At 38.5% G+C, this 12,277-nt stretch carries 15 protein-coding genes; all 15 read right to left on the minus strand.

Annotated elements, in window-relative coordinates:
* Positions 1-5 precede the first annotated feature (5 nt).
* Positions 6-314 (minus strand): hypothetical protein, encoded by a 309-nt coding sequence (locus tag RRV45_RS15085; protein WP_315665519.1) that lies wholly within the window; start codon positions 312-314, stop codon positions 6-8.
* A complete protein-coding gene (locus RRV45_RS15090) occupies positions 311-2,587 on the minus strand; it encodes a hypothetical protein (protein WP_315665520.1) in 2,277 nt (758 codons plus the stop codon). Before RRV45_RS15090 ends, RRV45_RS15085 begins: the two co-directional genes overlap by 4 nt.
* A gap of 11 nt (positions 2,588-2,598) precedes the next feature.
* Entirely contained in the window at positions 2,599-4,131 is a 1,533-nt protein-coding gene (locus RRV45_RS15095) for a hypothetical protein (protein WP_315665521.1), read from the minus strand.
* A complete protein-coding gene (locus RRV45_RS15100) occupies positions 4,131-4,679 on the minus strand; it encodes a phage adaptor protein (RefSeq protein WP_315665522.1) in 549 nt (182 codons plus the stop codon). The genes RRV45_RS15095 and RRV45_RS15100 overlap by 1 nt, the downstream gene beginning before the upstream one ends.
* A gap of 8 nt (positions 4,680-4,687) precedes the next feature.
* A complete protein-coding gene (locus RRV45_RS15105; RefSeq protein WP_315665523.1) occupies positions 4,688-4,816 on the minus strand; it encodes a hypothetical protein in 129 nt (42 codons plus the stop codon).
* A gap of 55 nt (positions 4,817-4,871) precedes the next feature.
* Positions 4,872-5,768 (minus strand): phage major capsid protein, encoded by an 897-nt coding sequence (locus RRV45_RS15110; protein ID WP_315665524.1) that lies wholly within the window; start codon positions 5,766-5,768, stop codon positions 4,872-4,874.
* 17 nt (positions 5,769-5,785) lie between these two features.
* Positions 5,786-6,562 (minus strand): hypothetical protein, encoded by a 777-nt coding sequence (locus RRV45_RS15115; protein ID WP_315665525.1) that lies wholly within the window; start codon positions 6,560-6,562, stop codon positions 5,786-5,788.
* Between the two features lie 119 nt (positions 6,563-6,681).
* Positions 6,682-6,864, minus strand: coding sequence for a hypothetical protein (locus tag RRV45_RS15120; RefSeq protein WP_315665526.1), 183 nt, complete (start codon positions 6,862-6,864; stop codon positions 6,682-6,684).
* Entirely contained in the window at positions 6,864-7,346 is a 483-nt protein-coding gene (locus RRV45_RS15125; protein ID WP_315665527.1) for a hypothetical protein, read from the minus strand. Before RRV45_RS15125 ends, RRV45_RS15120 begins: the two co-directional genes overlap by 1 nt.
* An 11-nt stretch (positions 7,347-7,357) precedes the next feature.
* Positions 7,358-9,103, minus strand: coding sequence for a portal protein (locus RRV45_RS15130; RefSeq protein ID WP_315665528.1), 1,746 nt, complete (start codon positions 9,101-9,103; stop codon positions 7,358-7,360).
* A 49-nt stretch (positions 9,104-9,152) separates the two neighbouring features.
* Complete coding sequence (locus RRV45_RS15135) at positions 9,153-9,308, minus strand: hypothetical protein (protein WP_315665529.1); 156 nt, start codon at positions 9,306-9,308, stop codon at positions 9,153-9,155.
* Complete coding sequence (locus tag RRV45_RS15140; protein WP_315665530.1) at positions 9,308-10,813, minus strand: PBSX family phage terminase large subunit; 1,506 nt, start codon at positions 10,811-10,813, stop codon at positions 9,308-9,310. The genes RRV45_RS15135 and RRV45_RS15140 overlap by 1 nt, the downstream gene beginning before the upstream one ends.
* Positions 10,813-11,241, minus strand: a complete 429-nt coding sequence (locus tag RRV45_RS15145; RefSeq protein WP_315665531.1) for a terminase small subunit — start codon at positions 11,239-11,241, stop codon at positions 10,813-10,815. Before RRV45_RS15145 ends, RRV45_RS15140 begins: the two co-directional genes overlap by 1 nt.
* 12 nt (positions 11,242-11,253) lie before the next feature.
* Positions 11,254-11,475, minus strand: coding sequence for a hypothetical protein (locus RRV45_RS15150; protein WP_315665532.1), 222 nt, complete (start codon positions 11,473-11,475; stop codon positions 11,254-11,256).
* 304 nt (positions 11,476-11,779) lie between these two features.
* Entirely contained in the window at positions 11,780-12,001 is a 222-nt protein-coding gene (locus tag RRV45_RS15155; RefSeq protein ID WP_315665533.1) for a hypothetical protein, read from the minus strand.
* Positions 12,002-12,277: the final 276 nt, after the last annotated feature.

The following is a 12,277-nucleotide window of genomic DNA, read 5'->3' on the forward strand; positions in this document are numbered from 1 at the left end:
TCCTATTATAAAGTAGAAAAGTAGAATTCCATAAACGCTTCTAAATCAACGCTCATAGCTTCTACTTGGGTTTTTAATAATTCTATTTCTGAAGGCGGTTGAGTAGGAGGTTCAATATCTGGCGCTTGTAGTTCTATAGCTACTACTTCTCCATTTACTTTCTGTAATTCAAAATACGCATAGGGAACATCTATAAAACCATAGTCCTCTATATTTCCACCAACATTTAATTCAAAATCACGTTCAGGGGAAACACCTTGCGGAACGGTGCTAACAATTCGCAAGTCTGTTTTATGATAGATTTTCACACTCATATTCCCCACACCTCCAGTATCACTTTACCCACAAGAGCAACATCAGTTGTTGTGTTTGTATTATGAAAAACTATAACAAGTTCTGTATTCTCTTTATCAAAGTAAATTTGCTTAATCCTCGCAGTAGTGGTAGCGGCAGCAAATATAATGTTCGCACCGTGTCCTCCTGTGCCTATGGATGGATATACATCTAATACATCCTTACTAAACGGCACTAAAAACTTAGAGTAGGTCGAGTTGTTCGTTACCCACGCTCTCCCTGTTTTTAGTGTTTCAATAGAGCCACTATAGATAAAGTTAAACTGATGGTCGTTCGGTGTGGTTGTGTTATATCCGCTTAATGCAATTTCAAAACCATCGGTCATCTCTATGCCATCAATCGGAATACGTTTGGTATATGTCCCCCCGTTTTTTGTAACCATTACGTTGTCGGTACTAGCCACTTTCCATCGGAATTGTTTTGACGTTATTAAGGCAGATTTACCATCAGCTCGTAAAGGGCTTCCGTCACTTCCTAATAAAGCAATACCGTCTTTCACCCCTAAACGATTAATCACATTTAGCCCAATCTGAGCTAAAGCGTTCTTTATTTCTTGTATGTCTTTAACCTGTTCATTTCCTTCCATATGGAAGTTGATTGTATGATGCGATTGTGTATCTCCGATATTACATGAATAAGCAAATTTATCTTTTACTTTATATGTGATTTCGTATAACGCTAATGGATAATGTAATGATTTATCCTGTTGAGCATTTGAGCCTATTGTCCAGTTGTCCTTTTTCCCTCGTTTTGAAACTTCAATAACATTATCAATCTTGTATTTCGTTTCAGAACCACTAACAGCAAGGTCACCAATAACATAATTATTTCCGGATAAAACAGGAGTAGCTTTCTCTCTAAGGACAACTCCTTCGCCTAGCGTAGCCTTATTTGTACCTTTGACTAATCTTAACGACCCTTCATGCTTAGCCGGAACATCCTGTTCAGAAACAGTCTTATAAATTAACTTTAATGGATTCCATCCAAAGTACGATTCTTGAGGTAAAGCAGTAGATTCGCCTTCACCAATGAGTCTTATCCACTTCTTAGCACCATTTGTAGCCGAATCTGCTTCTTTATAAGGGACTGTTCCGTTATTATGAGCCATCTTCCATCCTTGAATGAAAGCTAGGATTTCTTGCTTAGATGGAGTAACATCATCCCCCCACCCTGTTTCTGTTGTGGAAGCAAACAATATAAAGTCCGTGTTATCCATGAAATATCGGTCATTCGTAATATTTGCTGCTGAATCCGTTTTTGTAATGAATGTATGATTAAACTTAATTAATTCAGTATCATAAATATCAATGCCTTTAGCGATTTCATTTAAAGGAATTTTAATCCCTTTGCCGCCTGTGTAGCTGGAATTGATGGTAGGAGTCTTAACGTTTTCCAAAGTTAATAAGCTTTCAATCTTATTCTGCTTCTTGCGCCAGTTGCCTTGACCATTTTGATAAAGTTTATCTCCTTTATAGAGATATTCGTCAAAATACAAGTAAGATCCATTGTCTACTTCGATATATGGACCGCGTACAGGTTGATAGTTTTGAACAGATTCCCTTTCGACTGTTCCCTCTACTAACACTCGACCTTCAAAAGTGAAAGTACCAGGATCATCATTTTTATTCTTGAAGGCAATATGAACGGAATCGTTATTACCTGAATTAAATTTAATAAACTGCTGATCTGTATAAGCAACAATTACATTCAGACTCGCATCTAATACCGCAATAGCTCCAGTATGCTTCATGCTATAAACATAATCTTGATTACGCTTCACGGTTATTTTTAGCGTACTCGCTTCATTAGGGGCAGCCGCATTTAATGTTACTTTGTCTGAGCTGTTTTTAACAGCATTTGCATGAAGAGTCCAATGGTCAAAATCTAGAGCAAGGTTTTTCACTTCATCCCCTAATATTTCAAGAGGAACTAAAGAAGCATTTTCAGGAGCTTCAATGATGTTCTCGCCACGTTTTAAGGTAACCGTAACCTTTTCCTCTTCCTTAACCATGTTTTCCATTGCTGTAACGCGCCCAGCAATAGCAGGATCAGCTTCTTCAAAGGGGATTCCATTCCAAGTGCCTTGAAAATCTCCTTTAACATCAACCTTTTGCTTTACCTCGTCATCCAGGTCATTATGGGCACGGATAAGATTATCGAATTCATCATCCACCTGTTCAGCGTTCGTCCTAGTGCCATTCTGGAAGTCATATAATCGCTGTGTTTTCGCCATGTTATCACTCCTTATGGCTTTTTCAATTTATATTGAAAGGTCATGCCGTAAATGGTTAACGGCTGATCTACTTCATTATTCGTAATGATTAATTGAATGTTTTTACCGCGCTTCTGAATCCTTAATTCATTCTGTACAACATCACGATAACCCCAATAGGATTCACCCCAAATCCCTTCACCCCACGCTTGAGATTCATCAGTGGACACTTGTTCAATATCCACGTCAATATAATCCACTTTAGCAGAAAGGTTGAAGATAGATTGTTCGGCATCGTATTGTCTTGCTATCGTCCAGAACTTACGATATTTCTTATCCTGGACTTCATAACCGAAATCAAAATTCTTTGTTTTCAACATGAAAGGAATAGCTTCCCCATCATCTGAGTACACATTTTCATCAAACTTATAAATGTGCCCACTGTTAGAAGCAAAAAATAAAACCCCTTCTTTGGTTAAGAAAGAGTTTGCTTGGATATTTGTGAACTTAGTCCAGCATTGCAGGATTGTATCGTAAACAAGTGCTAATCCACTTGGGAAAGATAAATAATATTTATTGTCGTGATAGTGCCCGACTGCTTTACGCTTATCAGCTAATGGGATAGATTTCAAAGTGTTTTCAATACTTGATAGTATTCTTCCTTCGCTCACAAGCGTTGAGACCAATCTAGCACTCACATAGTTTTGGTCAGTGGAATACATAGCATATAGTCCATCCTCCGCAAGATAAAAGAGCTCATTTCCTACTATTTTCACTGAATTTGGAGCAATACAACCAGTGGGCACATTGATTTTTTGCTGATCAAAGTCATTTATTGTACGCCCATCACCACGAAGAAACCAAATAGAATTCTCACATAAGACAACCAACCCATCGCGAAACACTTCCAGTTGATTGATAACATCGTTGTTATCTGTTGCAATATCGGTAAAGAAAATAGCTGGCCAATAATCGTAAGCCGCATAGCCGATCTTTGGATCATGATGACAGAAGGAAAGGCGATTCTTAACTGTTGGATGTGCTGCAGCATAAATGCGGTCCTGCTTAATCGCTAACGCTCTGAAATTAGTGAGGTTAGCTAAATCATTTAGACCAGGATCCGTTTGCTCATTTGTATCAGCCGCATGCGGTGTAACCTCGCTAACTACACCAGCTTGATAATGTTTCAGTTTGCCACCATCAGCAAAAAGAACAACGTCACCAACGTTACGGTCCTTATAACTTATCATCTGTACATCTGAACCGGTTAAAGAGCCTGTAATCGGGCTTAAATTACCGTTTGATTCAGTATAGACCTTTTTATCACTGACAGCTAAAAATGCCTTATCTCCGTTAAATCTATTGTGCTGGTAGTGCTTCGTAATGGGTTGTGGTAATTGATTGGAATATCTAACATAACCGTTCCGTTTCCAGAAAGGACCCTTTCCAAACACCACGTTTTCAGCATCCACTACCGCTTGATCCGGAATCAAATTAGCTGCTGTTTTATCATTTATCCCTAATTCAAATGTTCGTAAAGGATATAATAATTTAGGCGATACCATTATGTCACCAACCTAACTTGACCAACTTCCCCGTCTTGATTTTGTTCAGCTGCAAACTCCCTCTTCTTCGCAAGATATTCATTCCATGCGTTCAATTGCATTTCTGGTTCTTCTTCCTTGTACTTAGCTTTTGCGACTGTAAATAACACTAATAGATCATGATAATAAGAGGGGATTGTTGGCACATCGTCAGAGTTAGCAAGGTGGGGGAGTTTGGCATAATAGTATAGCGTCAGCTCTCCACTTGTATCAGGCGTTGGTTGAATTGTCAGGTCATTTCCCCACTTTTTATAACCTCGGCTTGTGCGGTCTTTTAAAGGGATTTCGGACAGTTCTTGTTCATCTATGATTAATTCTATTTTGTGAATATCAGAAGGGCACTCGTATTGATTTTGTCCGGAAACCAATTGAATTGCCGCTGTCTTTTTATACTTTGCAACCGGTGTAAGATCATCTAATGCTCGATTAATCCACTGCGTTGCATCAGCATTGGATAAGGAATCGTCATTGTCCTTATTTACTTCTTTAATTAATTCTTGTAAGTTCATGCAATCACCTACTTTTTAGTAGTGGTGGTTTTTGGTTTTAATTCCTTGATAATTTCATTCTTCATATCTTCAAGTTTCTGATCAATATAAGCAGCTAATAGCTTTCCATCTTCACTGTTTGGTAGTTTGATTTCCATTGTGATTCCTCCTTACAAAAATAAAAAGGGAAGGTAAAAACCTCCCCTAAAACGATTAAGCGCCTTTACTTCCGACAATCCCCCTGAAGTCTGAAACTCCTACCGAGTAACGGGTATAGCCGCGGTATTTAGCGTTCAATGTGTCGAAGTCCTCTTCGTGTTTAAACTCCGGCTTGATTCTCCAAAACCAGTTCAATTGAGCAACAGAGGAGTCCATAATAAACCAAGCTTTGTCATCAGTTAAATAGTCATACACAACAACTTCAAGCGCACCTTTGACTGTGTTAATGTCGTTGTTGTTTGTGCCTGCTTTTTGGTTTGAGTTTACAATTTCTTTCGCCACAAACTCTAAACTACGTGGAACAACTAACTTATTAGGTGTATAAGCGATTTTATTCCCAACCTCATCCGGAATGTCATGCATTTGTTTGATAGCTAACTTTAGGTTAGCATCTGTCAAGGCTCCTGTAGCTAAGTTAGATGCAGAACCCCCGCCTTTTAGAGGATGATCCGCAGCAAAAAGAGCTTTTCCGTCATAAATCTCACGTGTTACACCATCAAACCCTGAATTTAGAACGGCTGCCGCATCTGTTTCTACTTTTGTACGACCTGCTCTAGCAAGGTTTTTAGGAAATTTATTGATGATATTGTATTGCTCATCATCATGCATCTCACGAGTTACCACAAATCCACTAGCAAATGAATCATGCTTGTAAACAATTTCGTAACCAGATACAGGATCTTGATATGTGATGGCCGCTCCTTCATCTTTGCTTTCCCATGGCTTGAATCCACCTAAAGATAGATCATATTCTCTTGCTTTCTTGGAAGTATTCACATTAAAAATCTTGTTAAATTGTTCCGACTTCTCCGGATACGTTTCAAAGAAAATCTTTCTTAATCCAGGCTCTAGTAATTTACCAAAACCCGCTGTAGTTGTTTGTAAAGTCATTCAATATCATCCTTTCTTTATTTCCACTTAGCGTATTCTTCGGGACTAATCCCCATGTTTTTCGCCATCGTAATTTCTTCTTCGCTTAGACCTAGATTAACCATGGCGTTTTCATCATGCGTTTCAACATGCTTCCCTTGCCTAGCTTTTATTTGATCCACCACTTTTTGTTCCGCTTGTTGCTGAATGGAGGGTATTTGTTCTTTTAATCCTCGTAAGCTTGCAAACTCATAAGCTTCAGTTAATGTCATGTTGTATTTAGTGGCCATTTCGAATGTTTCTTTCTCGTATTTCGAGAAATTTTCATCCTTCTTCAGCTCATTTAATTCAGCATCAATTTGCTTATGAATGGATTCTCTGCGCATTTCCTCTAATTGCTGTTTAACAGAAGTTAATTCTTGATTAACAGGTGCAATATATTGGCGGTATGCTTCTTCATCCATTCCCAAGCGTTGTGCTTCCTGTTGGATACGTTGCTGTTCTTCGAATTGTTGAGAAGCTTGAACGAGTTCATCAATAGAACTGTAGCCGGTGAGTTGTGCAACCTTTTGAAGATGTTGCTCATAATCATTGGCTTTTTGCTGTACTTTATCGTAGTTATATCCCTTTTGGAGATATGATTGTCTCTCGGAAACTGGGATTCTAACTTCTTCTTTGTTGTATTTAATAACGTCAAATTCTTCCTGTGTGGTGGCAGGAGGTTCATTGGTTTCTGTTTGCTGTGTTTCAATTTCTGTTGTTTCAGTTACTTCTGTTGTTTCTTCAACGATATGGTTGTCGTTTTCAAATTCCATGATAATTCCCCTTTCTTCCTATGGTTGGGAAGATGATTTTTTAAATGCGAATAGGGCTACCGAGTCTCACGATAGCCCCAAAATCTATATAAATTTGTCACACTAAAGAACCCCGTTAGTTAGATAAGGTAAGGTTCTAAATCGTCATAGGAGAATGTATTGTACTCGATATTGTGATCATTAAAATATTCTCGTACTTTTTCCACTATGAACGATGGTGTTTGTTCCATTTCATAACCCAAATCGGAAATATTCTTTTGTGTTAATGCCCAAGATACAGCTTCTTGTGTTTGAGTCGGCATTAGTTAATCACCCCTTTTATAATAATAGTCAATGTACCTGATGTTGGAGCAGTTAACGCTTTGTGTCTTAATATTAAACTCGATGTTAAATTAGCTCTTTTCCATTGAGCGTTATCTACTAGCCCTGAAGTTCCTTTAACACTAAATAAACCTAAAGGCACAAATGCTGCCCCTGTTACGGGTATTTCATAGAAAGTTGTTCCAATAAGATTCGCGTTTCCAATAGTGCCGTCTGATTTCACATATCTTAGATTAGTTCCGTTTTCAACAAAGTCTATCCCTATTGGCTGACCTAGAGTGTTCGAAATTAATATTTCAAAATCCTTATATTTTTTTAATAATGCCACATCAATCGGAGCATTTCTGACTGTTGTATCTGTAACAGCCAAGGCATTTACTAAAATAGTATCTTCAACATTTCTCCCCGTTAGTTTGACATCAACTGACCCATCTTGATTTACTCCTTTAACTAATTGAGCCATTGTTTACCCTCCTATCTAAGCAATGTTTGCATGATTTCATCTTCATTCATGCCCTGCTGTAACATTTCATCTATCGCCTGTTTTACTTCAGGCGGTGCATTTTCAGCGAATGTATTAAAATCTGGCGGACCTTGCGGCGGACCACCTTGCGTTGCTTGTTGTTGCATCATCATTTCCTGTTTACGCTGTAACACTTCTTCTGCTTTCGGGAATTTGACTGTTTCCAGCAATGCTTGATCGTCAATAACCCCCGCTTTATGAAGTTCTTTAGCTTGCTCATATAAGAAAGCTTTCGAATACTGCATAGACGAACCAACTTCAACCCTTACATCGAAATCAGGATCTATTTCAATCATTTGTTTCTCCATTTGACCTTTTTCCTCGTTAAAAACATCGTACTCTCTTGAAGTCTTCAGTGTATCAGCCTTGAATTTAATAAACTCAGTTTCGTAATTATCACCAAGAATACGAATAAACCTTTCCTCTTGATAAAACTCTCTGACTAATTCAATGATAAGCTCACCTATTTCTTTTAATCCTGCTTCGAGCGTGCGCCCTAACAGCCTTACACGTTGGTTCGCGCTCTCTTGAAGAGCTAATATAGCTGATGCAGCTGTAACCCCACTTGGAGCCTTGCCTTGAGTTACATCATGAATACCTGATACTGATTCAGCATCCCTCTTCTTAGTTGCTAAGTGATTAGGGATAAAATTAGGGATTGCCAACCCATTCTCTTGTTTTATTCCTTGTACGCTTTGAACAGGAACTAATTTCATCGGCATATTAGTGAATTGTTTAGTATTCAATCCTGCTGTAGCTTCATAGAATACTGTTCCATTTCCACCCAATCGAGCATTATCTAATATCTGCTGATCCAATAGGTTAACGATCATCTGAGGTGAAATGATTTGAGCAAGAACACCCATGGCCCAAAACTTCTTTTCAACAGGGAATGCAGGGATAGCCACGAATGGATAGCGACCATGCTTATAGAATTCCTTTTCATCCCTCAGCAATGTATCTCCTGCAATCGTCACAAGCCTTATTTGCCCGTTTTCCTTCGTCCAGTATTCGATTAAGAGTACTTTGTTATCTCTCCGTGGTGAATCGTCTGTATCATCAAATACAGCAATTTCCTCGTACTTTTTGTCCGCCTGTACATCTTTGCCGTAACGCTTTTTGATGTACTCTGTACTTTTTTGAGAAGCATAGATAACATAATCGCTGTCCTGTACACTCTTTGCTCTTGGAGAGATAAAGAACTGATCTAATGGCACGTTGATGATGTCTATATCTCCTAAGCCTTTTAACAGCTCCGGATTCCAGAACACTTTGTATATGCCCATACCATGCTTTATTCGGGTACGCTCGTTTAGGATGAGTTTATAATCCATGTCGCGAACATCCCAAATGTATTCGATAATCTTGGAGAGAATTTCTGCTTTCTGTTCGTCACCCGGTTCAGTCGGCAAGCAAACAATCTGAGGACGGTTATCTGTTAGCTGCGGGATAATGCTTTCAACAATAGAAAAACATATGTTGGTCACTGGCTGTATCTGACCTTCATATGCTGGTTTACTCTTCCATTGGTTCCCTTTGTAGAAGTCCTCTTGCCTTTGCCATGATTTTTCTTCGGCTGCTTTAATGGTTCGGGATTCAATGAATCTATTTTGAATGAGTTGAACGAGTTTTTGTTCGTTCTGTTTTTGTTTTTCAGTTGAGTCTTCACTTTCAACTTTTTCTTTGGTTAATTCCAATGGGTATCACCTACTTTCGCAATAAAAAAAGCCACTCATAAAGAGTGACCTACATGTTATATTGCTTTTTGATTTCTTCGACTGATAATCTTTCAGTTAAGATAATTGAGTCTAATGTTTTCACATCTATTCCTTGCAAGCTATACTCAATACGGTCAGGGAGTTCTTTAATCACAATTTCTTTTTCAATTGTATTTTTTACCATCACAAATACCCCTCTCCATCCTCGTGGTATTCCAGCCCCGTTTCATCTTCCCAATGGCTGTAATGGTCATAATCATTAGGATTCTTAACAAGCTTTTCTTCCTTAATCGGTTCAAATAACTGCTGTTCCCTTGCCTTATGAGCAATAGCAAGAGATATGATTAAATCATCATGCTTACCTTCTTGTGCTTCCGGCTTCCCATTTTCATTTCTAACGAATGTAAGCATTTCATTGAGGGTATCAATATCATTTATCAATTCAACGTGTTCGCGAACGATTTTGACCAACTCCGCAATGATAACAGGCCGTGACATACGATCAGTTCTGAAACCGAATTTATGCTGCTTCTTCTTACTGATCTCGTCAATCGTTTCACGTTTGAATTGGCGATAGTACCCTAAGCGTTGAAGCTCTTTCACTGGATATGTCGAGAAGTTAACCTCTAAGCTTATTAATGCTTCGTTGTAATGCTTCCCTAAGCAGTAGGCTTGCTTTGCAAATAAGTCTTCATCGGTTTGGTGATGAATGGTTGCTACTTGCTCACCTGTAATGTTGTTTAGGATATGTCCAGCAAAGAAGTCACTGCCATCCCCTGCGGTATCCCCACCTAACACATAAGGAGTTTGCTCGACTTTATCTTTGTAAATCTTTATCTGGCCATTTGGATCATCAACCCATTTGATAGTTGAATCGATTATCTTTTCGTTTTTATAATCAAAAATAAAAAAGCCTTGTTTAATTGGCTTTTTATCTCGCAAATATGCAATTCGCTCACTAACCTTCTGCGCATCAAAGATGGTTTTACCAACTACTCCCCATTCTCCGAGTGCATAGACAGTGTAATAGTATGGATCAGTTTCTTTAAATCCCTCAAGAACGTCAATTTGTTCTTTCTCAAGGAATTTATTATCTTTGTACGTGGTCCGTAATGTGGTGCTGTTCTTTTTCTTGTGGTCGAAGAACTCAGCTTTAAGCCAATGTGTAACGGATATAGGGTTAAACGAAATGATGATCTGCTTATACCATATCGTCTTGTCACGTAAACGAATGTCTAGCTGGCGAAAGTCCTCTGCATCCATTTCAGATGCTTCCTCGAGCCATATCCCAGTGATTCCTACAATGGATTTTAGCTTTTCTACATCATCTAATCCAGCGAATATGATTTCATTCCCATTCTTGCAACGGATATATAGTTCACTTGAGCGACCTTTAGGTATTTGGAATAGATTACCTAGATTCCATTTGTTTATCACGCTCTTAAACTGTTCAAATACTGAACCTCTTAATGTGTTCTGTACTTTTCTCAGCACAAGAAAACGATGCTTATAGGTTGGATGACTTTCTTTCATCATCCTAATAATTATCTTTTGAGCTGCAAACACCGACTTACCACTACCGCCCCCACCCATTAATACCAGGTAGCGATCTTGATTATTCAGCAAATCTTTCTCAAGATAAATTTCATTAAATACCTTTTTGCTTATCTTTACATTTGCTCTGGCCATTAATCATCATCAAGAGAAACGTTTATCTCTAAATCTCCCGATAACTCCAATTTGTCTTTAAACATCCCTAAGTGCTTTCCAATCAATTCAGTTGCCTTATTAGCCCCATGGCTATCGAATTGATACTCACCTGTTTCGACCATGCTCTTTGATTCATAGTCAAACGCCATAACAGGCTCGGTTGTCATGCAACGGTCTGATATTTGAACCAATCTCCGAAGCACCCACTCTTGATCTATTTGAAGCTTTTCTGAACGTTCAGATTGCAATTCCTCTATACGCGCGAGAATGTGAGGTTTTGTGAGGTTTTCATACCCAATCTCTTTTGCAGAGATTTTACTATACCCTGCTCTGATAGCGGCTTGGGTTGCGTTTAAATCAAGGAGGTATTCTTGCACAAAAAGTTCTTGTTTATCTGTTAGCTTCATATCCCTCACCCTCTACAAATAGTCATCATCCCTCTTATCCTCTACTACTGGAGGACGAGACTTTTCTATTTCAACTTGAGCCCGCTGCAATTCATCAGCTCGTGCTTCTCTTTTGTATTCCGTATAATCTTTGGCTAATACTTTGTCTGTTAGCTTCTGTATGTTGTCCATACTTAACTTCACATAAACAATGAATGTAATTAATATGAGTGCTAATGCTGTAATGTATGTCATTTGTTTCACCTACTTTCTATAAAAACGACTCATTCCAATCGTCAATATCATAAGGATCATCTATTTCCCAATCCACAAACTCTTTGCCTTTCACCTTACCCACTCCACTTCTGTACCTCTTTTCCCTTTTACACCCGATAGCTTAATCACAGCTCGAGAAGTGATACAAACGTATTTCCATTCTCTACATTGCGCATTTGCAGAGAATAGCAATCGCCCCCACCTTTGGCTTTAATGATTGCTGTTTACCCGCCCGAAGGCACACCAAATAAAAAAGCACTCCCGAAGGAATGCTATAGTTTAACTATTCTTTTTCGACATACTTACTTAGAGATCCAACCGCAATGTTTAGTCCGTCTCTTACACCTTCAAGATATAACTTCTTTTCACTTACATTCCCGGTTGTTTGAAGATTGATTTGAGAATCATAATGATCTCTTTCTTTTGCCAACCTTTCAATAACTTCCCTGATGTGTTGCTCTTTCAGTTCTTCAAGTTCTTTAACCTTTTCTTTGATTTCATCCACTTCTATTCCCTCCCTTCATCTACTGATTTCGACAAAAGGAAGTAATTTTCCTCCAACTACTTTTCAAAAGAAAAAGACGATGCTCTCACCTCTAAGAAGCACCGTCTTAAAAAATATTGCATGATTGGGGAATACAAGTTTAGCAGATAACCGTCTACTACTCGGATTAATAAAAACAAAAGGAATTCGCCAGGCTAGTTTTCTCGATTGTTTCCGCAACCGATATTAATTACCTACTATCATCTTAACACAGTAATATCAAGGTTTGTGTTGCCT

The sequence above is a fragment of the Bacillus sp. DTU_2020_1000418_1_SI_GHA_SEK_038 genome (assembly GCF_032341175.1).
Taxonomy (GTDB): Bacteria; Bacillota; Bacilli; order Bacillales; family Cytobacillaceae; genus Cytobacillus.

Coding starts and splice junctions, on each gene's coding strand:
- RRV45_RS15085 (WP_315665519.1), bottom strand. CDS start 314: ATGAGTGTGAAAATCTATCATAAAACAGACTTGCGAATTGTTAGCACC.
- RRV45_RS15090 (WP_315665520.1), bottom strand. CDS start 2,587: ATGGCGAAAACACAGCGATTATATGACTTCCAGAATGGCACTAGGACG.
- RRV45_RS15095 (WP_315665521.1), bottom strand. CDS start 4,131: ATGGTATCGCCTAAATTATTATATCCTTTACGAACATTTGAATTAGGG.
- RRV45_RS15100 (WP_315665522.1), bottom strand. CDS start 4,679: ATGAACTTACAAGAATTAATTAAAGAAGTAAATAAGGACAATGACGAT.
- RRV45_RS15105 (WP_315665523.1), bottom strand. CDS start 4,816: ATGGAAATCAAACTACCAAACAGTGAAGATGGAAAGCTATTAGCTGCT.
- RRV45_RS15110 (WP_315665524.1), bottom strand. CDS start 5,768: ATGACTTTACAAACAACTACAGCGGGTTTTGGTAAATTACTAGAGCCT.
- RRV45_RS15115 (WP_315665525.1), bottom strand. CDS start 6,562: ATGGAATTTGAAAACGACAACCATATCGTTGAAGAAACAACAGAAGTA.
- RRV45_RS15120 (WP_315665526.1), bottom strand. CDS start 6,864: ATGCCGACTCAAACACAAGAAGCTGTATCTTGGGCATTAACACAAAAG.
- RRV45_RS15125 (WP_315665527.1), bottom strand. CDS start 7,346: ATGGCTCAATTAGTTAAAGGAGTAAATCAAGATGGGTCAGTTGATGTC.
- RRV45_RS15135 (WP_315665529.1), bottom strand. CDS start 9,308: ATGGTAAAAAATACAATTGAAAAAGAAATTGTGATTAAAGAACTCCCT.
- RRV45_RS15140 (WP_315665530.1), bottom strand. CDS start 10,813: ATGGCCAGAGCAAATGTAAAGATAAGCAAAAAGGTATTTAATGAAATT.
- RRV45_RS15145 (WP_315665531.1), bottom strand. CDS start 11,241: ATGAAGCTAACAGATAAACAAGAACTTTTTGTGCAAGAATACCTCCTT.
- RRV45_RS15150 (WP_315665532.1), bottom strand. CDS start 11,475: ATGACATACATTACAGCATTAGCACTCATATTAATTACATTCATTGTT.